Origin of the sequence: Mesorhizobium captivum, from assembly GCF_033977165.1 — a bacterium.
Lineage (GTDB): Bacteria > Pseudomonadota > Alphaproteobacteria > Rhizobiales > Rhizobiaceae > Mesorhizobium > Mesorhizobium captivum.
In genome coordinates, this window is the sequence record NZ_JAVIJB010000118.1 from 1 (window position 1) to 1260 (window position 1260).

Consider the following 1260-nt stretch of genomic DNA (forward strand, 5'->3'; position numbering starts at 1 on the left):
TTCTGGCCTCCCAAATATGAACCCGAAGCAAATGTGTGCGCACACTAGCCCCTTGTGGGAGAAGGTGTCGCCGAAGGCGACGGATGAGGGGTGTTCCAGGGAACGTCAACGTCTCACTCCGTCGCGCACCCCTCATCCGTCTCGGCGCTGCGCGCCGATCCACAAGTGGGAGTAGGGGAAAGCTGCGACAACCGTCCAATTGCCCCGGGCACATTGCCGGTCTATTTAGGTCGGCATGAGCGACACCACCTCACGCCTCTCAGGCTGGACCGATCTCGCCAACCCGACGCGCTTCGTCGGGCTGGCAGACAAGGTCATTCCGTGGCTGGCGGCGATTGCCGCCATCCTGCTCGGCGTCGGCCTCTATATGAGCTTCACGGCTCCGGAAGATTTCCAGCAGGGGATCACGGTGCGCATCATGTATATCCATGTGCCTTTCGCCTGGCTCGCCATGATGTGTTACACGATCATGGCGATCTCGGCGCTCGGCACGCTGGTCTGGCGCCATCCCTTGGCCGATGTGGCGCTGAAATCGGCCGCGCCGATCGGCGCCACTTTCACGGCCTTGGCGCTGATCACCGGATCCATTTGGGGCAAGCCGATGTGGGGCACCTGGTGGGTGTGGGACGCGCGGCTGACTTCGGTCTTCGTGCTGTTTTTGATGTATCTCGGCATCATCGCGCTGACGCGCGCGCTGGATGACGCCGGCCGCGCCGCTTGGGCCGCCGCCATCATCACGCTGGTCGGCTTCATCAACATCCCGATCATCAAGTTCTCGGTCGACTGGTGGAACACGCTGCATCAGCCAGCCTCGGTCTTCCGCCTCGGCGGCCCGACCATCGACCCCTCGATGCTATGGCCGCTCGCGGTGATGGCGCTCGGCTTCACCGTGCTGTTCTTCGCGCTGCACCTGATGGCGATACGTACGGAGATTTTTCGTAGGCGCGTGATTGCGATGCGGCGGGTTGCGGCGAGGCAGGCCGAGCGGGCTCCTCCTTCTCCGCTTGTGGGGTGAGAAGCGGTCCCCGCAGCGGACGAAAGGCCAATTGCTTGGTTTTTCGAGCTTCGAACACCCTGAGCCAGCGAAGGGCCGGGTGGTGTCGTCGAAGGCGACGGATGAGGGGTGTACCAGTGAACGCCAACGTCTCATTTCGCTCGAACACCCCTCATCCGTCTCGGCGCTGCGCGCCGATCCACCTTCTCCCACAAGGGTGTTTGGACCGGGGACATCGCGAACAGGTGTGCGAGGACATCGCGAAC

General features: G+C 63.0%; 1 protein-coding gene. It reads left to right on the forward strand.

The features are described from left to right. Positions 1-235 precede the first annotated feature (235 nt). Entirely contained in the window at positions 236-1015 is a 780-nt protein-coding gene (locus tag RFM40_RS33545) for a heme ABC transporter permease (protein ID WP_320229058.1), read from the forward strand. Positions 1016-1260 lie beyond the last annotated feature (245 nt).

Bases quoted from the DNA above. Each gene is read 5' to 3' on its own strand.
- RFM40_RS33545 (WP_320229058.1), top strand. From the start codon at position 236: ATGAGCGACACCACCTCACGCCTCTCAGGCTGGACCGATCTCGCCAAC.